This is a genomic window from Microbacterium sp. NPDC056234, assembly GCF_042267585.1.
In the GTDB taxonomy this organism is placed as follows: Bacteria; Actinomycetota; Actinomycetes; order Actinomycetales; family Microbacteriaceae; genus Microbacterium.
The window spans coordinates 18942-40801 of sequence record NZ_JBHJTE010000004.1; the positions used below are offsets into that span (position 1 = coordinate 18942).

General features: G+C 68.7%; 22 protein-coding genes. 12 read left to right on the forward strand and 10 right to left on the reverse strand.

All coding sequences use genetic code 11. The features are described 5' to 3' along the window. Positions 1-76 precede the first annotated feature (76 nt). Together ACFCYE_RS12055 and guaA are read left to right on the forward strand one after the other, a co-directional pair. On the forward strand, positions 77-610 hold the full coding sequence (locus ACFCYE_RS12055) for a DUF3817 domain-containing protein (RefSeq protein WP_376179030.1): 534 nt from the start codon (positions 77-79) through the stop codon (positions 608-610). After that, the gene (gene guaA, locus ACFCYE_RS12060; RefSeq protein ID WP_376179032.1) at positions 607-2184 is read left to right on the forward strand and encodes a glutamine-hydrolyzing GMP synthase; all 1578 of its coding nucleotides are present in this window, start codon (positions 607-609) and stop codon (positions 2182-2184) included. Before ACFCYE_RS12055 ends, guaA begins: the two co-directional genes overlap by 4 nt. A gap of 136 nt (positions 2185-2320) precedes the next feature. On the opposite strand, the gene ACFCYE_RS12065 is transcribed toward guaA, so the two are convergent. Further along, positions 2321-4282, reverse strand: coding sequence for a TPM domain-containing protein (locus tag ACFCYE_RS12065; RefSeq protein WP_376179034.1), 1962 nt, complete (start codon positions 4280-4282; stop codon positions 2321-2323). Between the two features lie 131 nt (positions 4283-4413). Between ACFCYE_RS12065 and ACFCYE_RS12070 the strand changes: the two genes are divergently transcribed. After that, positions 4414-4839 carry a YciI family protein gene (locus ACFCYE_RS12070; protein WP_376179036.1) on the forward strand — a complete coding sequence of 142 codons (426 nt, stop codon included), beginning with the start codon at positions 4414-4416 and terminating at the stop codon, positions 4837-4839. 1 nt (position 4840) lies between these two features. Further along, the gene (locus tag ACFCYE_RS12075; RefSeq protein ID WP_376179037.1) at positions 4841-6127 is read left to right on the forward strand and encodes an RNA polymerase sigma factor; all 1287 of its coding nucleotides are present in this window, start codon (positions 4841-4843) and stop codon (positions 6125-6127) included. Here ACFCYE_RS12075 and ACFCYE_RS12080 read toward each other — a convergent pair. Next, positions 6117-6389 (reverse strand): GlsB/YeaQ/YmgE family stress response membrane protein, encoded by a 273-nt coding sequence (locus ACFCYE_RS12080; RefSeq protein WP_264155504.1) that lies wholly within the window; start codon positions 6387-6389, stop codon positions 6117-6119. The two genes, ACFCYE_RS12075 and ACFCYE_RS12080, sit on opposite strands and share 11 nt — an antisense overlap. A 125-nt stretch (positions 6390-6514) precedes the next feature. Next, entirely contained in the window at positions 6515-7426 is a 912-nt protein-coding gene (locus ACFCYE_RS12085; protein ID WP_376179039.1) for a Bax inhibitor-1/YccA family protein, read from the reverse strand. An 88-nt stretch (positions 7427-7514) separates the two neighbouring features. Here ACFCYE_RS12085 and ACFCYE_RS12090 point away from each other — a divergent pair, with 88 nt between their 5' ends. Beyond that, positions 7515-8501, forward strand: a complete 987-nt coding sequence (locus ACFCYE_RS12090; protein ID WP_376179041.1) for a glycerophosphodiester phosphodiesterase family protein — start codon at positions 7515-7517, stop codon at positions 8499-8501. Positions 8502-8510: 9 nt separating this feature from the next. Here the strand turns inward: ACFCYE_RS12090 and ACFCYE_RS12095 are convergent, their stop codons facing one another. Together ACFCYE_RS12095 and ACFCYE_RS12100 are read right to left on the reverse strand one after the other, a co-directional pair. Beyond that, complete coding sequence (locus tag ACFCYE_RS12095; RefSeq protein WP_376179043.1) at positions 8511-8972, reverse strand: hemerythrin domain-containing protein; 462 nt, start codon at positions 8970-8972, stop codon at positions 8511-8513. Positions 8973-8993: 21 nt separating this feature from the next. Next, positions 8994-9392 carry a YccF domain-containing protein gene (locus tag ACFCYE_RS12100; protein ID WP_376179045.1) on the reverse strand — a complete coding sequence of 133 codons (399 nt, stop codon included), beginning with the start codon at positions 9390-9392 and terminating at the stop codon, positions 8994-8996. Between the two features lie 98 nt (positions 9393-9490). Between ACFCYE_RS12100 and ACFCYE_RS12105 the strand changes: the two genes are divergently transcribed. The 5 genes from ACFCYE_RS12105 to ligD are packed head-to-tail and all read left to right on the forward strand — an operon-like array spanning position 9491 to position 16223. Next, entirely contained in the window at positions 9491-10459 is a 969-nt protein-coding gene (locus tag ACFCYE_RS12105; protein ID WP_376179047.1) for an ABC transporter ATP-binding protein, read from the forward strand. Then, entirely contained in the window at positions 10456-11475 is a 1020-nt protein-coding gene (locus ACFCYE_RS12110; protein WP_376179049.1) for an ABC transporter permease, read from the forward strand. Before ACFCYE_RS12105 ends, ACFCYE_RS12110 begins: the two co-directional genes overlap by 4 nt. Before the next feature lie 50 nt (positions 11476-11525). Continuing rightward, complete coding sequence (locus ACFCYE_RS12115; RefSeq protein ID WP_376179051.1) at positions 11526-13940, forward strand: ATP-dependent helicase; 2415 nt, start codon at positions 11526-11528, stop codon at positions 13938-13940. Between the two features lie 50 nt (positions 13941-13990). Continuing rightward, positions 13991-15121: an SseB family protein gene (locus ACFCYE_RS12120; protein WP_376179053.1), complete on the forward strand. Its 1131-nt coding sequence runs from the start codon at positions 13991-13993 to the stop codon at positions 15119-15121. Positions 15122-15170: 49 nt separating this feature from the next. Next, positions 15171-16223, forward strand: coding sequence for a non-homologous end-joining DNA ligase (ligD, locus tag ACFCYE_RS12125; RefSeq protein WP_376179054.1), 1053 nt, complete (start codon positions 15171-15173; stop codon positions 16221-16223). 3 nt (positions 16224-16226) lie between these two features. Here ligD and ACFCYE_RS12130 read toward each other — a convergent pair whose 3' ends face one another. The 3 genes from ACFCYE_RS12130 to ACFCYE_RS12140 are packed head-to-tail and all read right to left on the reverse strand — an operon-like array spanning position 16227 to position 19573. Further along, entirely contained in the window at positions 16227-16982 is a 756-nt protein-coding gene (locus tag ACFCYE_RS12130; RefSeq protein WP_376179055.1) for a hypothetical protein, read from the reverse strand. A gap of 46 nt (positions 16983-17028) precedes the next feature. Beyond that, complete coding sequence (locus tag ACFCYE_RS12135; protein ID WP_376179056.1) at positions 17029-18078, reverse strand: ATP-dependent DNA ligase; 1050 nt, start codon at positions 18076-18078, stop codon at positions 17029-17031. Between the two features lie 46 nt (positions 18079-18124). Further along, a complete protein-coding gene (locus ACFCYE_RS12140) occupies positions 18125-19573 on the reverse strand; it encodes a phytoene desaturase family protein (RefSeq protein WP_376179058.1) in 1449 nt (482 codons plus the stop codon). A 65-nt stretch (positions 19574-19638) separates the two neighbouring features. Between ACFCYE_RS12140 and ACFCYE_RS12145 the strand changes: the two genes are divergently transcribed. Then, a complete protein-coding gene (locus ACFCYE_RS12145; protein WP_376179060.1) occupies positions 19639-20151 on the forward strand; it encodes a hypothetical protein in 513 nt (170 codons plus the stop codon). Here ACFCYE_RS12145 and ACFCYE_RS12150 read toward each other — a convergent pair. Together ACFCYE_RS12150 and ACFCYE_RS12155 are read right to left on the reverse strand one after the other, a co-directional pair. Next, on the reverse strand, positions 20085-20549 hold the full coding sequence (locus ACFCYE_RS12150) for a hypothetical protein (protein ID WP_376179061.1): 465 nt from the start codon (positions 20547-20549) through the stop codon (positions 20085-20087). The two genes, ACFCYE_RS12145 and ACFCYE_RS12150, sit on opposite strands and share 67 nt — an antisense overlap. Continuing rightward, positions 20546-21193: an NAD(P)-dependent oxidoreductase gene (locus ACFCYE_RS12155; RefSeq protein ID WP_376179063.1), complete on the reverse strand. Its 648-nt coding sequence runs from the start codon at positions 21191-21193 to the stop codon at positions 20546-20548. The genes ACFCYE_RS12150 and ACFCYE_RS12155 overlap by 4 nt, the downstream gene beginning before the upstream one ends. A gap of 107 nt (positions 21194-21300) precedes the next feature. Here ACFCYE_RS12155 and ACFCYE_RS12160 point away from each other — a divergent pair, with 107 nt between their 5' ends. Next, the gene (locus ACFCYE_RS12160) at positions 21301-21858 is read left to right on the forward strand and encodes a PadR family transcriptional regulator (protein ID WP_376179065.1); all 558 of its coding nucleotides are present in this window, start codon (positions 21301-21303) and stop codon (positions 21856-21858) included. The last annotated feature ends 2 nt before the right edge of the window (positions 21859-21860 follow it).

Below are 21860 nucleotides of genomic sequence, written 5' to 3' on the forward strand. Positions count from 1 at the left end.
GACGACCAGGCGAGGGCCTCACGGCGCAGCGTGCGCAGGCCAGGAGTGGTGCCCGTGCCCGGGTAGACTGGACGCCATGCCCGAACCGAAAGCCGCCTCCTTCCCGAAGATCCGTGGGGCGCTGAAGTTCTACCAGATCGCGTCGATCATCACGGGTGTCATGCTCCTGCTGCTGCTGGCGGAGATGATCCTGAAGTACAGCCCCACGCACGTCGAGCTCTTCGCGGGCGGTTCGGGTGGCCTGCTCTGGTTCGCACCGGTCATCGTCGGCGACGGATGCCAGTGGTACTCGCTGTTCGTGCCCGGTGGCATGGGATGCGACCTGGAGTCCACCGGTCAGACCGCCGGCGGACTGAACCTCTCCCTGTTCGTCCTCGTGGCGCACGGCTGGTTCTACGTCGTGTACCTGTTCGCGTGCTTCCGCGTGTGGAGTCTGATGCGCTGGGCGTTCCCGCGCTTCATCATGCTCGCTCTCGGCGGTATCGTGCCGCTGCTGTCGTTCTTCATGGAGGCCAAGGTCTCCCGTGAGGTGAAGACCTATCTCGCTTCCCGCGAGGCCGCGCTCGCGGCCGACGCGTCCGACCCCACTACCCAGGAGGCCGCGCGATGAGCGCTGACACCGCCCAGCGTCCCGTGCTCGTCGTCGACTTCGGCGCCCAGTACGCCCAGCTGATCGCCCGCCGCGTCCGCGAAGCAGGCGTGTACAGCGAGATCGTGCCGCACACGGTCACGTCCGCGGAGATCGCGGCGCAGAACCCCGTCGCGCTGATCCTTTCGGGCGGACCGTCGTCGGTGTACGAAGAGGGCGCCCCGTCGCTGGACACCGGAATCTTCGACCTCGGCATCCCGACCCTCGGCATCTGCTACGGCTTCCAGGTCATGGCCCGCGCCCTCGGCGGCGAGGTCGCGAACACCGGCCTGCGCGAGTACGGCGCCACGGATGCCGCGCTCACCGGTGACGGGGGAGTGCTGCTCGGCGGACAGCCGAACACCCAGAACGTGTGGATGAGCCATGGCGACCAGGTCGCGCGTGCACCGGAGGGCTTCGAGGTGCTCGCCTCCACGGACGCGACGCCCGTGGCCGCGTTCGGCAGCGCCGAGAAGTGCTTCTACGGCGTGCAGTGGCACCCCGAGGTCAAGCACTCCGACCACGGCCAGGAGGTCATCGAGAACTTCCTGCACAAGGCCGCAGGTCTCGCCGCCGACTGGAACAGCGGCAACGTCATCGACGAGCAGGTCGCGCGCATCCGCGAGCAGGTCGGCTCCGCTCGTGTCATCTCCGCGCTCTCGGGCGGCGTCGACTCCGCCGTCTCGACCGCGCTCGTGCACCGCGCGATCGGCGACCAGCTGACGGCGGTCTTCGTCGACCACGGTCTGCTGCGCAAGGGCGAGCGCGAGCAGGTCGAGCAGGACTACGTCGCCTCGACCGGCGTGCGTCTCATCACGGTGGATGCCGCCGACACCTTCCTCGGGCACCTCGCCGGCGTGACCGACCCCGAGCAGAAGCGCAAGATCATCGGCCGCGAGTTCATCCGCGCGTTCGAGAAGGTCCAGCGCGAGCTCGTGGACGAGGCCAAGGCATCCGGCGAGCCGGTCAAGTTCCTCGTGCAGGGAACGCTGTATCCGGACGTCGTGGAGTCCGGCGGCGGCACGGGAACCGCGAACATCAAGTCGCACCACAACGTGGGCGGCCTGCCGGATGATCTCGACTTCGAGCTCATCGAGCCGCTGCGCACCCTGTTCAAGGACGAGGTCCGCCAGATCGGACGCGACCTCGGACTGCCGGAGGCGATCGTCGGGCGTCAGCCGTTTCCGGGCCCCGGCCTCGGCATCCGCATCGTGGGTGAGGTCACCGCTGACCGCCTCGAGATCCTGCGCGACGCCGACGCCATCGCCCGCGAGGAGCTGACCAGGGCCGGTCTCGACCAGGAGATCTGGCAGTGCCCCGTCGTGCTGCTCGCCGACGTCCGTTCGGTCGGTGTCCAGGGCGACGGCCGGACCTACGGCCACCCGATCGTGCTGCGTCCGGTGTCCAGCGAAGACGCCATGACGGCGGACTGGACGCGTCTGCCCTACGACGTGCTCTCCAAGATCTCCAACCGCATCACGAACGAGGTGCGCGAGGTCAACCGGGTCGTTCTCGACGTCACGTCGAAGCCCCCGGGAACCATCGAGTGGGAGTGATCTGAACACAGGAGCGGATGCCGAGGCATCCGCTCCTGTGTCGTTTCCGGCATCCCGAGCGTCGGAGATCCCGCAGATCGGAGGGGTCGCCGACCGAGGGCACTTCTCCGACCGTGGGATACCGCTCGGATGCCGACTAGAACCGGCGGCCGCCGGAACGGCCGGACGAGCGGGTCCCGCCCGAGGAGCGGCTGCCGGACGAGCGTGAGGATCCGCCCCACGACGAGCGCGACGAAGACGAGCGCGAGGATCCGCCCCATCCTGAGGAGCTGCTGCTCCCGCCGCCGTTGCCGCCGAAGGCGCCGGAGAGGGCTCCGAGCACGACGCCGCCGATCACGAACATCACGATCAGCCCCGGCTCATCACCGGCGACGCTCAGGCTGCTGACGAATCCGACGATGCCGCCGCCGACTCCGCCCCAGACGGCCTTTCCGCCGGTGCCTTCGTCGTTCTCGTACGCGTACGAGCGGCGCCACTCCGAACGCGTGCTGGAGCCGGAGGCGGGCGCGTCGTACATGATGGCCGTGTCCTCGGCGGAGGGAGCGGACCGGACGAACCGGCGGCTCTCGGGGGCGACCGGCGTCCCGACGAGGCTCTGCACCTGTTCGGCGGCGGCGAGCGCGGATGCCGCTCGCAGCTCGATATCCTCCGCCCCGGTGGCGGCGACGGCCTCGGCGAGCTGCCGCTGAGCGAAATACAGACGCGTGAGGGGGAACGAGCTGACCTCGCCCGGCCGCGCCTGCACCGAGAGCTCTGCCGCCCGCACGGCCGCCTTCGCCCTGTCGAGGACCGATCCTGTCATCTGCTCCGGTGCCTCTGCTGCTTCTTCCGCGGGTTCCGCGGTCCGAGCGGCGAGAGCATCCGCCTCGGCGTCGACGGCATCGCGCAGATCCTTCGCCTCGGCCAGTAATCGCTCGATCTCGTGGACGGCGTCGCTGATCGCCTTCGGCCGGCGTGCGTCAACCGCCTTCTGCAGCGCCTCGATCTGCACGTCCGCCGCCCGCAGCCGCCCCTCGATCTCGTCCGGGTTGTCCGCCACGCCGACGAGTTCGGCCGCGGAGAAGGCAGTCGCGAGAGTCGCGAGGCGATCGGCGGCCGCGCCAGGGAAAGCGGAGGCCGTTTGGCGTTCGGATCGCAGTCGGGCGAGAGTGTCCGCCGCGCCATCCGCCAGGGCTCGGAGGGATGCGAGCTGGCGCTTGCGTCCATTCAGATCGTCGTCGACCTGCCTGCACAGCCGGATGATCGTGTCGGTCCAGGATCGGGTGTCGTGCGGGGTGTCCTCGTCGGCATCCTGGAGCTTCTCGAGCAGCTGGAACGCCTCCTGCAGGCGGGATCGGCATCCGTCGAGCACAGCGGCGAACTCGGCCGTGGTCTCCTCGCCGAACTCCGCGGTGACGAAGCCGAGCTCCTGCTCGCTGGTGCGCACCGCCTCGTCGGTCTGAACCAGAAGACGTGCGGCGCGCTTCTTCTGACCTTCCAGGGTCCGCAGCTCGGCGGCCGAAGCGGCTCGACGGCGCAGGAACAGTACGAGCCGCGTGATGAGGAAGATGATCAGTGCCAGCCCGGCGACGCCGAGCACCCACACCCACCACGGCCAGGGGACCTTCTCGAACTCGTCGGCGACGTACTCGATGCCGCCTGCCCAATCCTCGTCGGCGAGGTACCCGGCTCCGAGCTGGTCCTCGATGTCGAGCACGCGGGACTCGGAAAGGGGTCCAGCGGCGGCGCCGCCGTCTCCGTACTCGGCCGAGATCGCGAGGCTGCGACCGTCGGTGGCGATCGCCAGCAGGTACTGGTCCGAAGCGAGGTTGTTGCGCAGCGCGGTCTCGTCCGCCCACGTCAGCGCGTTGGTCGGATCCTCGAAGTCGGGGACCAGCGCGACGAAGAGTTCCGGACGATCGTCAGCCGCTGCCAACTCGCCGAGTCGCTGTTCCAGCCGTGCCTCGTCCGAATCGCTCAGCACGCCGGACAGGTCTGTGACGTAGCCCTGATCGAGTTCAGGCGGAGTCTCGGCGTACGCGACACCGGATCCGATCATGAGAACACTGAGCAGCGCGACCAGTCCCCGGGCGCGCGTCGGTCGTATCCGCTTCGTCACCCACAGAGGCTATCGCGTCGGCGAGACCAGAATTTCTGAAGATCTTCGGATGCTGTGTCGATCCGGTGTCTTCCCGATCGACGTCTTCAGTGAGAGGGTCGAGACACGACCCCACATCAAGGAGAACCATCATGAAGTACATGCTCATCATGCGCGCTGACGACTCCGGCGTCGAGGCGTACCAGGAGATCCCCTTCGAGCAGATCATCGAGGCGATGGGGAAATACAACGAGGCGATGATGAAGGCCGGCGTACTGCTCGCGGGAGAGGGTTTGACCGACGCCGCCGAGGGCTTCGTCGTCGATTTCTCCGCCGAAGCGCCGCTCGTCACCGACGGCCCCTACGGCGAGACGAAGGAGCTGTTCAACGGGTTCTGGATCATCGAGGTCTCCTCGCGAGAAGAGGCCGCGGAGTGGGCCAAGCGGGCGCCCCTCGGGCCGGGCGCGTTCCTCGAAGTGCGTCGTGTCACCGAGATGAGCGACTTCCCCGAGGACAACGAGTGGATCCAGAAGGAAGAGGGCTGGCGCGAAGAGCAGGCCCAGCGCGCCCAGGGCTGACATGAGCGAGACCTCACCCGCGCCGAGGGCGCACTCCGCCGAGAACGTGGAGCGCGCCCTCGCCGCCGTCTGGCGCATCGAATCGGCGAAGATCACGGCGACCCTCACCCGGATGGTCCGCGACTTCCCGCTCGCCGAGGACCTCGCACAGGAGGCGCTCGTCGAAGCGCTGAAGCAGTGGCCCGTCGAAGGCATTCCGCGCAACCCCGCAGCCTGGCTCACCGCGGTGGCCAAGCGTCGGGCGATCGACGGGTGGCGGCGGCAGGAGCGCTTCGACGACCGCGTCGCCGCGATCGCCCACGACCTCGAGCGCGAACAGGCGGATGCCGCGGCGTCCGACCCCTGGGACCCCGACGAGATCGATGACGACGTGCTCCGTCTCGTGTTCATCTCATGCCACCCCGTGCTGTCTCGCGAGGCGCAGGTCGCGCTGACGCTGCGCGTCGTCGCGGGCCTGTCCAGCGAGGAGATCGCTCGCGCGTTCATGATCCCGGTGGCGACGGTGCAGCAGCGCATCGTGCGGGCGAAGAAGACCCTGGCTGCCGCGAAGGTGCCGTTCGAAGTGCCGCCTCGAGAGGAGCGGCCGGTGCGGTTGAGCGCCGTATTGGGCGTGCTCTATCTCATCTTCAACGAGGGGCACGCGGCATCGAGCGGGCCCGACTGGATGCGCCCGGAATTGAGCGTCGAAGCGATCCGGCTCGCCCGCGTCCTCGTGGCGCTGCTGCCCAAGGAGGGCGACGCGCACAGCATCCTGGCACTCATGGAGCTGACCGCAGCGCGGTTCCCCGCGCGCGTGGACGCGAACGGCGACCCGGTTCTGCTCGCAGACCAGGATCGACGCCGATGGGACCGCGGACGCATCTCGGCCGGGCGCGCGGCTCTTGCCCGCGCTGATGCGCTCGGTGCTCGGACTGCGTACGGTCTGCAGGCGGCGATCGCCGAATGCCATGCGGTCGCCGCATCCATCGACGACACCGATTGGGACCGGATCGTGGTGCTCTACGAGGCGCTCGGTCGGATCGCGCCGTCACCGGTCGTCGATCTCAACCGCGCCGCGGCGATCGCGATGGCCACCGGCCCGGCGTCCGCGCTGCGGGAGATCGACCGGCTCACGGCATCCGGAGCGCTGAAGGGCTATCACCTTCTGCCCGCGACCCGAGGGGAACTGCTGCTCCGACTCGGGCGGCAGGACGAGGCGCGCACAGAGTTCGCGGCCGCTGCCCGGCTGGCGGGCAACGACCGCGAACGTGCGATTCTGGAGGCGAAGGCCGCCGACGTCAGTCGTTGACCTTCTGGCCTCGGCCGGCGATGAGGCCGTAGATCAGAAGCACGATGATCGCGCCGCCGATGGCGAGCAGCCAGGTGCCGAGGTCCCAGAATTCGGTGAGCGGTCGGTTGAGCAGGAGACTGCCCAGCCAGCCGCCGAGGATCGCGCCGACGACGCCGAGCAGAAGGGTGATGAACCACCCGCCGCCCTGCCGTCCCGGCAGGATCAGTTTGGCGATCGCGCCGGCGATCAGGCCGAGGAGGAGGAATCCGAGGAAGCTCATGGTGCGCTCCATTTCTGTTGTCGGTGTCCCCAGACTGGCGGTCGCGAGACGCCAGGACAACCCCTTGACAACGCGGAAGGCCCGCCTCCGAGGAGACGGGCCTTCCGTGAAGCGGGCTCGCGGCGTCAGTCGCCGCGCACGATCGCGATGATGCGCAGGATCTCGACGTACAGCCAGACGACTGTGACCATGATCCCGAAGGCGCCGAGCCAGCCGTACTTGCGGGGAGCGCCGTTGCGCACGCCCTGCTGGATCTGGTCGAAGTCCATGACGAGGGAGTACGCGGCCATGAAGACGACCAGGAGACCGATGAGCAGGCCCACCGGGATGCCCATGATCTTCATGCTGTAGATGCCGAAGGTCAGCTGCGGGTCGACGAGACCGGTCCACATGCCGATGAGGTTCAGAACGCCGAAGACGAGGTAGCCGATCATCGCGATCATGACGATCTTCGTCATCTTCTTGGAGGCGCGGACCTTGCCGCTGGCGAACAGCGCCAGGGTCACACCGACGACGGCGACGGTCGCGAGGGTCGCCTGACCCACGATGCCGGGCCAGATCATCTCGAAGAACGCGGAGATGGCACCGATGAAGAGACCCTCGAAGGCGGCGTACGCGAAGATCAGCGCCGGGCGGACCTTCTTGCGGGACGTGAACGTCACCACCATCGCCAGGACGAAGCCGACGAGCGCGCCCACCATCCACGGCACCATCGACACCGAAGCTGCGCGCTCGGGGAACGGCGTACCGCCCAGCGTCCAGACCCAGCCGACGGCCGCAGTCGCGAGAAGGATCACGAAGAGACCGACGGTCTTCCAGACGGTGTCCTCGACGCTCATCCGGTCGGTCTCGACGGCGCCCGCGGCAGGAGCGGCGTACATCCCCTCCAGCTGCGCGTTCGTGGCGGCGTCCACTCCGGCGTGCTGGAACGAGGCGGCCTGAGCGCCCTGAGCCGCCTGCGGTCCGCCGGGATACGTCGCGACATTGCGCGGATCCTGCTGCTGGAAAGCAGGATTGTTGAATGCGAAGTTGCTCATCGTGGCCTCACTCCAAGGGGGGTCTTGATATCGCTTGTTAATACAGTACCCGGGCGGCCCGATGCGTGCGCTGTTCTACGCTGAGAGCATGCCCAGGAACGCGCCCCTCGTCATCGGTCATCGCGGCGCATCGGGGTACCGCCCCGAGCACAGCCGGTCGGCCTACGAGCTCGCCCTGGCGATGGGCGTGGATGCTGTCGAGCCGGACGTGGTCGCGACCAGCGACGGGATCCTCGTCGTCCGGCACGAGAACGAGATCTCCGGAACCACCGACGTCGCCGATCATCCCGAGTTCGCCGACCGCAAGACCACCAAGCGGGTCGACGGCCAGCCGCTGACGGGCTGGTTCACGGAGGACTTCACCTGGGACGAGCTCGCCACTCTGCGCGTGCGAGAGCGGCTGCCGGAGGTGCGCGCGTCGAGCGCCAGCTTCGACCGCGCGCAGCCGATCCTGCGCCTGACCGACGTCCTCGACATCGTCCGCGACGGTGCGGCCGAACACGGACGCGAGATCGGCGTCGTGCTCGAGATCAAGCACGCGACGTACTTCGACAGCATCGGCATCGATCTCGCCGGACTGATCGCGCGCGACCTACGCGCCGCTGGATGGGCGGACGGCGAACTGCCGCTGATCATCGAGTCCTTCGAGTCCACCATCCTCGCGAAGCTGCGCACGGCCGGCATCGCGGCATCCTACGTGTACCTGATCGAGGCCAAGGGGCGGCCGTACGACCTCCTCGTCGCGCACGGCAAACAGGCGCTGACCTACCCGGCCACCGTCGAGCCGGCCGGTCTGGACGGCCTCGTCGGTCTGGTCGACGGGATCAGCGTGAACAAGCGGATGCTGCTGAGCGTGCCGAACTCGATCGTCGCCGATGCGCACCAGCGCGGTCTGCAGGTGTTCACCTGGACGTGCCGCCCCGAGAACGCGTTTCTCTCCCCGGAGTACCGTGGTGCCGGCGGACGCGAGGCCTATGGCGACTACGAGGGGGAGTGGCGGGCGATCGCGCGCACCGGTGTCGACGGGGTGTTCGTCGACCACCCGGATCTCGGCGTGGGGTTCTTCCGCGGCTGAGCCCAGACGTCACAGCGGGCCGAGGGCGTCTTTCACTGTGGCATCGACGGTCAGCGTGCGCAGCGGTTCGAGGATCTCACGCTCCTCGAACCGGAAGTGCGACTCCATGATGGCGCCGACCCCGTCGAGATGGCGTTCGATCGCGGCTGCGCTCTCGCCGCTCTCCACCGCATGGCGCAGGCCGGCGAGCAGGTGCGAGAGCATCGAGTGATCCTGCATGAGCTTGTCGATGGTGCCGCCGAGTTCAGGGTGCTCTTCCCGCAGTGCGGGGAACAGCGACCGGTCCTCGCTGCGGTGATGGCCGTCCAGCGCCGAGCAGAATCCGATGCAGAAGAGGGCCAGATCGCTCGTGGCGTCCGGCGCCGCGCCACCGGGGGAGAGTGCGGATCTGGTCGCCTCCAGCGCTGCCCGCAACAGGCTGTGCGCCGTGCGCAGTTCGCGGTCCCAGGCGATCAGTCGGTCGGCATCCATCCGCGACAGTCTAGATGCGGGTCACAGCGTCCGGTCGAAGGCTCCGGTGCCCGACTTGACGATCTCCTTGCCCAGCGGCATCAGGGACACCGGAACGAGCTTGAAATCGGCGATGCCCATCGGGATGCCGATGATCGTGATGCACAGCGCGATCCCCGACACGATGTGGCCGATCGCGAGCCACCACCCGGCGAGGATCACCCAGATGACATTGCCGAGGAATGATCCGACGCCGGCCGTCGGCCTGCTGACGACCTCGCGGCCGAACGGCCAGATGGCATAGCCGGCGATGCGGAACGAGGCGATCGCCCACGGGATCGTGATGATCGGGATGCACAGCAGGATGCCCGCCAGCACGTAGCCGAGGAACAGTGCCCATCCGGCCAGGATCAACCAGATGATGTTGAGGATCGTGCGCATGCCCCGATTCTGCCGGGGCGCGCCTGGGGATCGACCATGCGCTGGGCGTCACCTGGCAGTTCCGTGATTCGAGTGCTCCGCGATGCCATGATGACCGGATGAGCGGAATCATCGCCGAGGGCGTCACCAGATCATTCGGCGAAGTGCACGCCGTCCGGCACGCGAGCTTCCACGCCAGGGCCGGTCGGGTGACCGGCCTCGTCGGCCCGAACGGCGCGGGCAAGACCACGCTGCTGCTGATGCTCGCCTCGCTGCTGGCGCCGGATACCGGCAGCATCCGCATCGGCGACATCGATCCCGTGACCGAGCCGCTCGCGGCGAGGCGGCTCCTCGGATGGATGCCGGATGCGCTGGGCGCCTGGCCGTCGCTGACAGCCAGGGAGACCATCGCCACGACGGCTCGCCTGTACGACATGTCGAAGCCGGATGCCGCGGCCCGCGCTTCCGAACTGCTGGCGCTGGTCGACCTGCAGGACCTCGCCGACGCGCCGGCGAAGGTGCTCTCACGCGGGCAGAAGCAGAAGCTCGGACTGGCGCGCGCACTCGTGCACGACCCGCAGGTGCTGCTGCTCGACGAGCCCGCATCCGGACTCGATCCGCAAGCACGGGTGCACCTGCGCATGCTGCTGCGCGACTTCGCGAGCCAGGGACGAACCGTGCTGATCTCGAGCCACATCCTCTCCGAACTGGAAGAGGTCGTCGACGACGCGGTGTTCCTCGTCGCCGGTTCCGTCGTGGATGCGGCCCCCGCCCCGTCGGCGACCCGCGCGTGGCGCGTCCGGCTGGCAGGCGCGACCGATGAGCGCTTCAGCGCCGATGCCTGGCAGGTCGCGTCGACTCTCGGCATCCCGGTCGAGTCGGTCGGAGCGGACCGGGGTGCGGTCGTCGTCGGGTTCCCCGGTGAGGACGCCGCAGCCGACGCGCTGCGCCTGCTGGTCGAGGCGCGGCTCGCGGTCGCGGAGTTCGCACCGGCGCAGAGCGCTCTCGAGCACACATTCCTCAACCTTCGCAGCGCGCCGGCATCGCCGCCCGCGCACCCCTCGTCCGAAACGGAGGCGGGAGCATGAGCGCCGCGCACATCGCAACGATCGCACGACTCGAGCTGACCCAGCGGCTGCGCAGCGTCGGCTGGTACATCCTGCTCGGCGTCTTCGCGCTGCTGCTCGTCGGGATCACCGCCCTGGCCTTCATGGTGTACTCCTGGGGCGACGCGATCGGCGCCGGGGTGTACTCGATCATCGTGAACGTGGTGCTGCTGCTCGTCGTGCTCGTCTCTCCGACGCTCAGCGGCAACGCGATCAACGGCGACCGCGAGGCGGCGACGCTCGCAGCGATCCAGGTGACGGCGGCGTCCACGGGTGACATCATGCTCGGAAAGCTCCTCGCCGCGATCGCGACCGGCGGAGCGTTCCTGCTGGTCGCGCTGCCGTTCCTCGCGATCGGACTGCTCGGCGGCGGTGCGAACGCGCTCGTGCTGCTCGTCTCGCTGCTGATCCTCGCCGTCGAGATCGTGATCGTCGCCACGATCGGGGTGGGGCTGAGCGGGATCATCGCTCGCCCGCTGTTCTCGGTCGCCGCGACGTACCTCGTCGTCGCCGCCCTCACGATCGGGACGCTCATCGTGTTCGGGCTCGGCGGCGCAGCGCTGCGCAGCGAGGCGACCAGCTACAGCCGGCCGTACGACACGAACGGCGAAGTGGACTGCGACGAGTGGGAGACGTACACCTACGAGGTCCCCCGGTTCGATCGCGTGTGGTGGGCGCTGGCCGCCAACCCCTTCGTCGTTCTCGCCGACGCGACGCCGACCGAATTCAACGACGACGGCTATCCCGTCGACATGTTCGGTCAGATCAAGTTCGGCGTGCGGGCGGCGCAGCAGTCGCCGGTCGAGCAGCGGTGGGACGAGTGCGCCGGGGATTACGGCGACATGCGCACGCCGGAGGAGGTCATGCAGGGGACCGTTCCGAGCTGGTTCGTCGGCCTCGGCATCCAGATCCTGATCGCCGGAGGCCTGTTCGCGGGTGCCTGGTCGCGCACGCGGACGCCGGCGCGACGGCTGCCACCGGGTACGCGGATCGCCTGACACGGTCGTCGAACCGCGTTGTCGGCGGCGCCGCTTAGACTCGATGGGACATGACCGACGCACCTCTCATCGTTCCCGGAACAGCCGGGCCCCAGGCGCAGGACGACCTCCTCGCAGGCCTCAATCCGCAGCAGCTCGAAGCGGTGACCTATCGCGGCCCCGCGCTGCTCATCGTGGCGGGCGCCGGCTCGGGGAAGACGAGCGTGCTGACGCGCCGGATCGCTTCGCTGCTGCGTGGGCGCGAGGCGTGGCCGAGTCAGATCCTCGCCATCACGTTCACGAACAAGGCCGCCGGCGAGATGCGCGAGCGAGTCGGCGCCCTCGTCGGCGAGGCCTCCCGCGGCATGTGGATCTCGACCTTCCACTCCGCCTGTGTGCGCATCCTGCGCCGGGAAGCCGAGCAGTTCGGCTTCACCAAGACGTTCACCATCTACGATTCCGGCGACTCGCGCGCGCTCATCAAGCGGCTCGTGAAAGAGCACGAAGCCGACGCATACGGGCTCACCCCGGCATCCGTGCAGTCCCGCATCTCGAAGTTGAAGAACGAGCTCTCGGATGCCGAGGCCTACGCCCGCCAGGCCAAGATGTCCGACCCTGCGGAGCGCCTCTTCGTCGAGATCTTCGGCGACTACCAGCGCCAGCTGCAACGGGCGAACGCTTTCGACTTCGATGACCTCATCGGGCAGACGGTGTTCCTGTTCCGCGCGTTCCCGCAGGTCGCGGACACCTATCGGCGCCGGTTCCGGCACGTCCTCGTCGACGAGTATCAGGACACCAACCACGCGCAGTACGCGCTCATCCACGAGCTGACGCGACCCGTGTCATCGACGTCGCCCGACCCGTATGCCGCGAACGGCATGATGATCTTCGAGCCCGAGACGACGCCCGCGCTCGAGGGCGCCTCGCTGACCGTCGTCGGCGACAGCGACCAGTCGATCTACGCGTTCCGCGGTGCAGACATCCGTAACATCAGCGAGTTCGAGCGCGACTTCCCCGGCGCGAAGGTCGTTCTGCTCGAGCAGAACTACCGGTCGACGCAGAACATCCTCTCCGCGGCGAACGCCGTGATCGGCAACAACTTCGACCGCAAGGACAAGAAGCTGTGGACCGATCGGGGTGAGGGCGAGAAGATCGTCGGATTCACCGGGTACTCGCAGCACGACGAGGCGCAGTTCGTCGCGGACGAGGTCGAGGCTCTGCATCGCAAGGGGTTCCCGTACTCCGAGATGGCGGTGTTCTACCGCACCAACTCGCAGTCGCGCGCGCTGGAAGAGATCTTCATCCGCTCGGCCGTGCCGTACAAGATCATGGGCGGCACGAAGTTCTACGAGCGCGCTGAGATCAAGGATGCGCTCGCGTATCTCGTCTCGGTCGCGAATCCCGCGGACGAGATGGCGCTGCGGCGCATTCTGAACCGGCCGCGCCGCGGCATCGGAGACGTCACGGCGTCCGCGATCGCCCGGTTCGCCGAAGAGCACGGCATCACGTTCAGGGAGGCTCTGGCGCGTCCAGCCGAACTCGGTGTCGGGCCGAAGCTGCAGGCGGCGATCGGGCGGTTGGACGCGGTGCTCGCCGAAGCATCCGAGATCCTGCTGCCCTCGTCCGGCGAGGTTCCACCGGCGACGTCGGTCGCGGACGGGCTCACCGTGCTGCTCGCGAAGAGCGGGTACCTGGACGCGCTGCGCGCGAGCCGCGACCCGCAGGATGAGGCGCGTGTCGAGAACCTCGACGAGTTCGTGGCCGTCACGCGGGACTTCGCGCGCAACAACCCCGACGGGACGATCGTCGACTTCCTCACCGACGTCGCGCTCGTCTCGGACGCCGATGACCTGGACGACGAGTCCGGTTCGGTGTCGATGATGACGATGCACACCGCGAAGGGCCTGGAGTACGACGCCGTGTTCGTCACCGGTGTCGAGGAGGACCTCATCCCGCACCGGATCTCCGCGGGAGAGCCCGGCGGCCCGCAGGAGGAACGGCGGCTGTTCTACGTCGGCATCACTCGTGCCCGCAAGCGCCTGCACCTGTCGCTCGCCATGACCCGGGCGCAGTTCGGCGAGGTCACCGTGGCGATGCCGAGCCGGTTCCTGCAGGAGATCCCCGCCGGTCTCATCGACTGGCGACAGTCGCCGGGCGATGTGAACTCGCGCGGCGGCACGCAGTCGCGTGCGCTCAACGCGCGCCGTCCGGGCGGCGGCGACCGGTTCGGTGTCAAGCCGCTCGGCACCTCGCTGAAGCCGCTGTCGACGTCGATGGATCGCTTCCCGAACAAGGTCACCTCGAAGGTTCGGGACAACGGCGACCTTGAACTCGTCGCAGGTGACCGCATCCGTCATGACGACTTCGGCGAGGGGCGAGTGGATGCCGTGACGGGCGAGGGGGCGAAGCGCATCGCGCACGTGCGGTTCGATTCGGCCGGCCAGAAGAAGCTCCTCATCAAGATCGCTCCGATCGAGAAGCTGTAGCGGTCCCGACGCGGCGGTGTGTTGCGCCGGCGACGATTAGGCTGGCTGGCATGGCCCTGTTCTCCCGCCGCAAGAAGTCCGCCGACGACGCCGTCCCGGTCGCAGAGCCGACGACCGTCGAGGCGGATGAAAGGGATCCGTCCGACGACCAGGGCACGGAACAGACCGAGGTCGAGACGGCAGCCCCCACCGTCGGCATCTCCGTGCAGGCATTCCGGGGCGTCGGCGCCGAAGCGGGCCCCGAGGTCGCGCTCCCGAGCGATGAGCCCGCCGCCGTTCGCCCGACGGTCCAGGCTCCTGCCGCGCCCGCAGCACCGACGGCGCCCGCCGCTCCGGTGAAGCGGACTCTGCCGCTGGCCGCAGCGCTCCCGCCGGAACAGACCGAGACGGTCCCCGGCATGAAGGACAACGTCCTGCTCCGCGAGGCACTCGCCGAGCTCGCCGAGGGCGCGACCAACGAGCAGCTGCTCGGGGTCCTGCGCCAGGCGCTCCAGGGTCACCTGTACCTGCGCGTCAACGGCGACGCCAGCACGCAGATCAGCGAGGGCAAGGCACTGTCGATCGCCGTGGTCCGCGATGAGGACCGTTCGTTCATGCTCGCGTTCAGCAACGCAGCTTCCGTCCGCGATTCCGTGCAGCGCGAAATCGACCCGACCGCGACATCGGCCGTCGCGCAGCCGGTCGCATCGGTCATCCAGCAGGTCGTCGCGGGGGAGTTCACCGGGCTGATCATCGACAACGCGTCGGGCGTCCACCGCGCGGTCTTCCCGACCGAGGTGCTCAAGAAGGCGCTGGATCAGGCCGACCCAGGGCTCACCATCAAGACGCTGCTGTCAGCTCCTCGTGAAGCGGACACCGCGGTCAAGGTCGGCGAGGCACTGGCGAAGACGAAGGCGTGGGTCGCCGTCAACGACGGCACGTCGAGCGGACAGGTGGGCATCGCCGAGGCCCAGACGCCCGACGGCAAGCGCTTCCTCCAGCTCTTCTCGCACCCGCTCGAGGTCGTGGCGCTCGGCCGCGGCGACCGGCCGATGCCGTTCACGCCTGAGCAGCTCGCGAAGGTGCTCTCCACGCACCCCGAGATGGCCGGTGTCCTCGTCGACGCGGCCGGTCCGTCAATCATCGTGGAGCGCGACGCCCTCGCGCCGGTGCTGGTGCTTGCGGTAGACCTCGGCGACTGAGCAGGCACCGACCCTGGCCGACGTCGTCGGTTCGCAATAGGGTCGACGCATGGCCTCAGAACGCGTCACCGTGACCGTGTCCGACCCCGAAGGCGAGCGCGATCTTGCGCTGTCCAGCCCGAATCGTGTGGTGTGGCCGGAGATCGGCATCACCAAGGCCGAGCTGGCGGAGTACGTGCAGCAGGTGGCGACGCCGTTCCTGAACGCGAACGGGCATCGTCCGGTGTCGCTCGAACGTTTCCGCGACGGCATCGGCGGGGAAGGATTCTTCTCGAAGAACCCGCCCAAGGGAACACCCGACTTCGTGGACGCCGTGACCGTGACGTACAACAGCGGGCGACGCCATCCGCAGATCGTGCTCAACCGCCCGAGCGCGATCGTCTGGGCGGTGCAGATGAACACGATCGTGTTCCACCCCTGGGCTTCGCTGGCCGACGAGCCCGACAACCCGGTCGAGCTGCGCATCGATCTCGATCCTCAGCCGGGCACGGACTTCGCGGATGCCGTCGTCGCCGCCCACGGCCTGCGCGAGGTGCTGCGCGAAGGCGGCCTGGAGCCGTTCATCAAGACCAGCGGCAATCGCGGTCTGCACGTGTTCTGCCCGATCGTCCCCGAACACGAGTTCCTCGATGTACGGCACGCGGTCATCGCGGCCGGTCGCGAGCTCGAGCGCCGGATGCCGGAGCGGGTGACGATGAGCTGGTGGAAGGAAGAGCGCGGAGAGCGCGTCTTCGTCGACTTCAATCAGGCCAACCGGGACCGCACGATGGCCGGCGCCTACAGCCCACGGGCGCTTCCCGGTGCAACGGTGTCGACGCCGGTGCACTGGGACGAGCTGGACGACGTCGACCCGAAGCGCTTCACGGTCCGCAGCATCCCGCGCCGCCTGGCGGATGTCGGTGACCCGTGGGCTGAGATGCAGGCCGCGCCAGGACGCATCGACACGCTGCTGGAATGGTGGCAGCGGGACGTCGCCGATGGCCTCGGTGAGCTGTCGTTCCCGCCGGAGTTCCCCAAGATGCCCGGGGAGCCGCCGCGGGTGCAGCCCAGCAAGAAGGTCGCCGAGAACTGGGATGAGAACGGCGAACGGGTCGAGGACTGATCGTCAGCCGATCGCTTCGCCTCCGGGCATGCGCGGCTCCGAGACCGGCAGGAACTGCGACGGATCCGGATGACGGATGCTCTCCGGATCCGGCTCCATGAACACATCCGTCGGAGCGGATCCGTCCGCAGCCACCCACAGCAGCACGGTTCCGCCGACCACGGGCGCATCGTCGATCCCGGTGAGAAGGCGCTCGCCGACCTGATGGGTGCCGGATCGCGTGGTGTATTCGGCGGTCACCTCGAACAGCATCATCGCTCCCACCCAGACCTGAGTGAACTCCGCGTCGATGACCTGGGCCCGCACCCGCCGCCCATGCGCGCGCAGCGCGTCGACCCTGGCGTACTCGGCTCGCGCGGAGACGATCTCGTCGCGGAGCATTCGAGCGCGCAGCACCGAGAAGACCGTCGCGGTGACGGCGACCGCTGCGGCGACGATCCGCAGCACGAGATCGCTGACGGTCAGCGCGGCGACGAGGGCGCCCAGTGCCATTGCGGCGAACCATGCGACGGAGGGCAGGAAGGACTTCGCAGGGATCGCGTCGAGCCACTCGTCGGCGCGATGCAGTGTCCGCGCGGACAGGCCGGCGATGACACCGGCGACGACCGCCAGGAGCAGCCACCATCTCACGGTCTCGGCGTCCGCCCAGGTGGCGGCGCCGATCAGATCCGTGGCGACGGCGAACGCGGCCCAGACGACCACCGCGCCGCCGAGCACCACGAGCCCGATCGCCGTACCGACTCGCCATTCACCGCTCATCGTCGTCTCCCCTCAGACGGCATTCATCCTAGGGTGAGGGTCCGGATCAGACCTGCTCCAGCACGTCGTCCAGGTCGTAGCCTGCGACGGTCTCCAGCTGCGCATACGTGCACGAGCGGGCGTCGCGATCGGGCCGCCAGCGCTCGAACTGCACGGTGTGCCGGAAACGCGCGCCCTCCATCTGGTCGTAACGCACCTCCAGCACGCGTTCGGGGCGCAGCCGCACGAACGAGACGTCCTTGGCGCCGGAGAACCGGCTGCGCTCGCCTTCTCCCGTGATCGCCGCGCCCTCGGGATCCCGCTCGACGAGCGCAGCGAGTTCCGCGACGAGCTCCTGCCGCCTGGCATCGCTGAACGCCGCGACGCCGCCGACCTGGCGGAGCGCGCCATCGCCGTCGTAGAGCCCCACGAGAAGCGAGCCCACCCCCGAGCCCGATTTGTGGATGCGATAGCCCAGCGCCACGACATCGGCGGTTCGGGCGTGCTTGACCTTGATGAGCGTGCGCTTTCCCGGAGCGTACCGCTGGTCCAGAGGCTTGGCGATGACGCCGTCCAGGCCGGCGCCCTCGAACTCGGCCAGCCAGCGCCGGGCGAGTTCGCTGTCGCGGGTGGTGCGCGTCAGATGGAACGGATGGGGGATGCCGGTGAGCAGCCGTTCGAGACGGTCACGGCGCTCGGCGAACGGTCGATCGTGCAGCAGGTCGTCCCCGTCGGCGAGGAGGTCGAATGCGATGAACATCGCCGGAGTCTCGGCGGCCAGCCTGGCGACGCGGGACGCTGCGGGATGGATGCGCTGGCTGAGCGCCTCCCAGTCCAACCGCTGCGCGCCTCGTTCGCCCGTGGCGACGACGATCTCCCCGTCCAGCAGACATGGGCCCGGCAGGGCAGCCGCCGCGGCATCCGCCAGCTCGGGGAAGTACCGGGTCAGCGGCTTCGCCCCGCGCGATCCGATCTCGAGCGTCTCGCCATCCCACGCGAGCAGCCCTCGGAAGCCGTCCCACTTGGGTTCGTAGAGCAGTCCTCCCGGTGTCTTGGCAGGGTCGGGGACGGTGGATGCCGCCTTCGCGAGCATGGGAGCCGGGATCTCGTAGGCCATGGTGCCATCCTGCCCGGTGCCGAGGCGCGGCCGATAGTGCGCAGCGTCAGAACAGGTCGCCGAGGGAGACCCGGGTGCCGGCATCCTTGAGCGCGGTACGAGCGGCGTACCAGCCCGCCATGCCGTTCACGCCGGGACCGGGGGGAGCGGATGCCGAGGCCAGATACACGCCGGGCATCGGCGTCCGCCATGGCGCCGTGGAGAGCGTGGGTCTGCGCAGCGCCTGCGCGATCGTGAACGCACCGCCGAGGATGTCTCCGCCGATCTCGGCGGGATTGATCGCTTCGCGCGAGGATGCGGGCACGGAGTGGTGCGCGAGGATGCGATCGCGGAATCCGGGCGCGAAGCGCTCGACCTGGTTGGTGATCAGTTCGGTCGCATCCAAGTGCGAGCCCTGCGGTACGTGGATGTATGCCCACAGCACGGCCTTGCCCTCGGGCGCGCGGGTGTCGTCGAGGACGGATGGCTGCACGGTGAGCACATACGGCCGCTCGCTGACGATGCCGTGGGCGACGGCGTTCTCGCTCGCCCAGACCTCCTCGTACGTGCCTCCGACGTGGACCGTCGGCGCGGCGGCGACATCCGGGTTCGTCCACGGCACCGGACCGTCGAGAGCGAAGTCGACCTTGGCGGCCGCGGGGCCGTAACGATACGCGTCGATCGCACGAGCGTACCGGCGCGGGATGTCGGGATGCGTGCGGAGAAGCCGCGGCGACGTGTTCAGCAGCAGGACGTCGCCGCGGGCGGGGTCGCCCCAGTCGAGGGCGGCAAGATCTGTGACGTGCACGTCGGTCTCGATCGTGCCGCCGTGGGCGGCGAGGTCGTCCGTCATGGCGTCGGCGATCCGTTGAGCGCCGCCCCGTGGATACATCCAGCCGCCCGCGTGCGCCTGCGCGGCGAGCAGCAGACCGGCCGCCGCGCCGGCGAGCGAGGGCATGGGTGTGTTGGCGTGGGCGAGGACGCCGGACAGCAGGGCGGCGGCCTCTTCCGTGCGGAACGTCCGTTCGGCGAGCGGCGTGCCCTGATCCAGCATCCGCAGGGCGAAGCGGACCGCCGTGATCGGGTCGTGCGGAACGCGCAGCATCTGGTTGCCCGTGAAATCGACGACGCCGCCGATGTGCGAACTCAGCGGGCGCAGTCGGCTCAGCCAGGCCTTCTCGTCGACTCCGAGACCGGCTGCGGTGCGTTCGATGTCGCGCCAGGCGATACCCGCACGGCCGCCGTCCAGCGGATGCGCGTACGAGATCGCGGGACGGATCCAGTCGATCCGCTCGGCGAGGCCGAACGCCTGGAAGAAGGGAGAGGCGAGCGCTGCAGGGTGAACGGCCGAGCAGACATCATGACGGAAGCCTGAAAGGGTCGATTCCTGCGTGCGAACACCGCCGCCGATCGTGCGCGCCGCCTCGAGCACGCGCACCTCGTAGCCGGCGCGCGCCATCGACACGGCCGCTGCCAGTCCGTTCGGACCGCTGCCGATGATCGTCGCCCGCACCATGGGGCCAGTCTTGCACGTCGGACATTGGTGTGTGCGACCCCTCTGCGCGTGAGATCCTGGAAGTAATGAACGAAGTACAGGGGCCGACCCCCGCAGGCACCTCCCGTCCGTATCGCAATCTTCCCGAGGCGTTGCGTGCGCACCGGATCGACCCAGCGAATCACGCATTCATCACGGCGATCACGGATGCCGTCGGCATCTCGTCCTTCATCGACCGCGGCCGCTACATCGAGGCGGTCAGGACAGGTGAGGGTGCGCCACTGCACATCGGCAAGACGTACACCAACGGTTTCGAGTCGTGGGAGCAGATCGTCGTGGGCTCCACGATGCTGCGACTGCAGCCGAGCGACGGGCGTGCGCCGTACTTCTTCGTCACGCATCCGAGCGCGTATGCCGAGACCACCCCGTTGAAAGCATCCACCAAGCGCACGCCCGGCTCCAACAAGCCGGCGGCGCCGCGCGCGGCTGCTGCTGCGCGGCCGGTCCGCGCCACCAAGCTCGAAGAGCGCGACTACGGCGTGTGCGACGTCTGCTTCATGGTGAAGGGGCCCTCCGGCGCCTGCGGCTGCACCGGCTGACGCCTTCCGCGGCGCGCAGGACGGATCGCGAACAGCACGGCGAGGATGACCGATGCGATCGCCTGGAAGAGGAACCAGGCCGACCACGAGCCGTCGACTCCTCGGCTCGCGGCGAGGAGTGCGGCCCCGGCGGTCACGACCCAGGCGGAGTCGTGCACGGAGAGCATGATGACCTGTCGGCGCCCTGCATGCCGGCTGGCGACGATCTCGACGATCCCGGATCCGGCAACCAGGACCGCGGTGGCCTGGATGATCCATCCCGGCACGTCCAGCGCATTCGAGAGCGGCGTACTGAACGCGCCATAGACGGCCGCGAGGACGAGCTTGAAGCATCCGTCGGCGAGCACCCCGATACGGATGCGGCGCGAGCCGGAGCCGGTGCGCGGCTGATCACTCATGAGCGCGCCTCCGGTCGGCTGGCGATCCCGTACGAGACGCCCGCGGCATCTTGACGTCCGGCGACCTCCAGCAGAGCACCGGCCAGATCCGCACGGTGCACGACGCCCATCGCATTCGACTCCGCGACGAGCTCGTACGGGCCGCCGGGTCGGTCCACCAGATAGCCCGGTCTGACGATCGACCAGTTCACATCACCGTCCGACCGGCGCAGCGCCTCCTCCATCTCCTCCAGGTCTGGGTAGATGCGTCTGCCGGTCCACCGAACGACCGGACGCACGGTCGCGCGGAACCAGAGCGGCTCCCCGTTGGCGCGGCGAAGAACGGGAGAAGCGGAGGTGACGACCAGCCGCCGGACCCCTGCCCGCCTCATCGCGGTCATGACGTGCTTGGTGCCTGCTGCGCTGACAGGGGTGCGATCGTGGGTCGTGTTCTTCCCGAGCGTCGAGATGACGGCGTCCGCGTCGGGCGGCAGCTCGATGTCTGCACTGCGGACGACGTCCGCCTGCACGGGCTCCACCCCTTCCGGCAATCCGGCAGCGTCCGGGTTGCGAGCGACCGCGGTCACGTGGTGGCCGTCGCGCACCGCCTGTCGTGTGACGAGCTGCCCGGTTCTTCCATTCGCTCCGATGACGACGATATGCATCTCTCTCCTTCGGTTTCGGTCTTCGCGCAGGGCGTTGATCTAGATAGTACAGTTTGACTACGACATCGGGTTTGGGTTCGGACCGACGAGGGGAGAGGATGACGAGGGTGACTGCGACTCGACTGCTGCTGCTCGGAGCCGTGCGTGAACGAGGCAACGCACACGGCTACCAGATCCGCCGCGATCTGGAGTCGTGGGGCGTTCAGCTGTGGGGCAACGTGCAACAGGGTTCGATCTACCACGGGCTCAGGAAGCTGCATGGCGAGGGCCTGCTCGAACAGGTGGAGGCAGAGTCCGCGGAGTCAGGACCGGCGCGGATCTCGTATTCGATCACCGAGCGCGGCGATGCGGCGTTCCGCGACCTGCTGGAGAACGCGCTCAGCTCCGATCGGGTCGACCTGACCATGACGATCGCCGGCATCGGCTTCATGACCGAGCTGACCAGGGAGCGGGCGCTGGAACTGCTGCACACGCGAGTGCGTTCGTATCTGGAATGGCGCGCGCGGGTCGTCGGTCAGTACGAACGGGAACCCGACGCGGACTGGGAGCATCATGTCGAGGCGATCCGCCTCTGGGCTCATACCGCGGACAGCGCGCTCGATTGGACCCGTGCGCTCATCGGGCGACTGGAATCCGGCGAGTACCGGATGGCGGGCGAGCGCTGACG

Excerpts from the sequence above, each read along its gene's own strand:
- ACFCYE_RS12055 (WP_376179030.1), top strand. The coding sequence starts at position 77 with ATGCCCGAACCGAAAGCCGCCTCCTTCCCGAAGATCCGTGGGGCGCTG.
- guaA (WP_376179032.1), top strand. The coding sequence starts at position 607 with ATGAGCGCTGACACCGCCCAGCGTCCCGTGCTCGTCGTCGACTTCGGC.
- ACFCYE_RS12070 (WP_376179036.1), top strand. The coding sequence starts at position 4,414 with ATGAAGTACATGCTCATCATGCGCGCTGACGACTCCGGCGTCGAGGCG.
- ACFCYE_RS12075 (WP_376179037.1), top strand. The coding sequence starts at position 4,841 with ATGAGCGAGACCTCACCCGCGCCGAGGGCGCACTCCGCCGAGAACGTG.
- ACFCYE_RS12080 (WP_264155504.1), bottom strand. The coding sequence starts at position 6,389 with ATGAGCTTCCTCGGATTCCTCCTCCTCGGCCTGATCGCCGGCGCGATC.
- ACFCYE_RS12085 (WP_376179039.1), bottom strand. The coding sequence starts at position 7,426 with ATGAGCAACTTCGCATTCAACAATCCTGCTTTCCAGCAGCAGGATCCG.
- ACFCYE_RS12090 (WP_376179041.1), top strand. The coding sequence starts at position 7,515 with ATGCCCAGGAACGCGCCCCTCGTCATCGGTCATCGCGGCGCATCGGGG.
- ACFCYE_RS12095 (WP_376179043.1), bottom strand. The coding sequence starts at position 8,972 with ATGGATGCCGACCGACTGATCGCCTGGGACCGCGAACTGCGCACGGCG.
- ACFCYE_RS12100 (WP_376179045.1), bottom strand. The coding sequence starts at position 9,392 with ATGCGCACGATCCTCAACATCATCTGGTTGATCCTGGCCGGATGGGCA.
- ACFCYE_RS12105 (WP_376179047.1), top strand. The coding sequence starts at position 9,491 with ATGAGCGGAATCATCGCCGAGGGCGTCACCAGATCATTCGGCGAAGTG.
- ACFCYE_RS12110 (WP_376179049.1), top strand. The coding sequence starts at position 10,456 with ATGAGCGCCGCGCACATCGCAACGATCGCACGACTCGAGCTGACCCAG.
- ACFCYE_RS12115 (WP_376179051.1), top strand. The coding sequence starts at position 11,526 with ATGACCGACGCACCTCTCATCGTTCCCGGAACAGCCGGGCCCCAGGCG.
- ACFCYE_RS12120 (WP_376179053.1), top strand. The coding sequence starts at position 13,991 with ATGGCCCTGTTCTCCCGCCGCAAGAAGTCCGCCGACGACGCCGTCCCG.
- ligD (WP_376179054.1), top strand. The coding sequence starts at position 15,171 with ATGGCCTCAGAACGCGTCACCGTGACCGTGTCCGACCCCGAAGGCGAG.
- ACFCYE_RS12130 (WP_376179055.1), bottom strand. The coding sequence starts at position 16,982 with ATGAGCGGTGAATGGCGAGTCGGTACGGCGATCGGGCTCGTGGTGCTC.
- ACFCYE_RS12135 (WP_376179056.1), bottom strand. The coding sequence starts at position 18,078 with ATGGCCTACGAGATCCCGGCTCCCATGCTCGCGAAGGCGGCATCCACC.
- ACFCYE_RS12140 (WP_376179058.1), bottom strand. The coding sequence starts at position 19,573 with ATGGTGCGGGCGACGATCATCGGCAGCGGTCCGAACGGACTGGCAGCG.
- ACFCYE_RS12145 (WP_376179060.1), top strand. The coding sequence starts at position 19,639 with ATGAACGAAGTACAGGGGCCGACCCCCGCAGGCACCTCCCGTCCGTAT.
- ACFCYE_RS12150 (WP_376179061.1), bottom strand. The coding sequence starts at position 20,549 with ATGAGTGATCAGCCGCGCACCGGCTCCGGCTCGCGCCGCATCCGTATC.
- ACFCYE_RS12155 (WP_376179063.1), bottom strand. The coding sequence starts at position 21,193 with ATGCATATCGTCGTCATCGGAGCGAATGGAAGAACCGGGCAGCTCGTC.